The sequence below is a fragment of the Bacillus sp. SIMBA_031 genome (genome assembly GCF_046535225.1).
GTDB lineage: Bacteria > Bacillota > Bacilli > Bacillales > Bacillaceae > Bacillus > Bacillus velezensis.
On record NZ_JAWRXC010000056.1, the window covers coordinates 1 to 384 of the forward strand.

General features: G+C 47.1%; 1 protein-coding gene. It reads right to left on the bottom strand.

All coding sequences use genetic code 11. The annotated features are described in order from the left end of the window. The coding region (locus SB724_RS19490) for a DNA polymerase domain-containing protein (protein WP_410572425.1) at positions 1–384 on the bottom strand (384 nt) is incomplete at both ends.

Consider the following 384-nt stretch of genomic DNA (forward strand, 5'->3'; position numbering starts at 1 on the left):
ATCTGTTCGTAGATCGCCAGTTTTTCCGGCGGGATTTCGTATTTAGACAGTTTCTGGGTAACTTCTTTAACGATACGAACCGCTTCTTCAACGTTACCGTGTTTCAGGATCGCTTCCAGAACACGCGCCTGGGTTTCTTTCGCGATTTCAGACCAGTCACGACGAACGATTTCCAGACCACGGGTGATGATTTTACCTTCTTCGTCGATCAGCGCGTATTTTTTTTTGGTAACGAAGAAACCACGTTTGTAGAAACCTTCGTATTCCAGTTCCAGCAGACCCGGCAGTTTCGCGTTGATGTAGTCAACGAATTCCAGCGCTTTTTTTTTGATTTCTTCAGATTTACCACCCGGGATGGTCGCGTACAGACCGTCGGTGTCGATG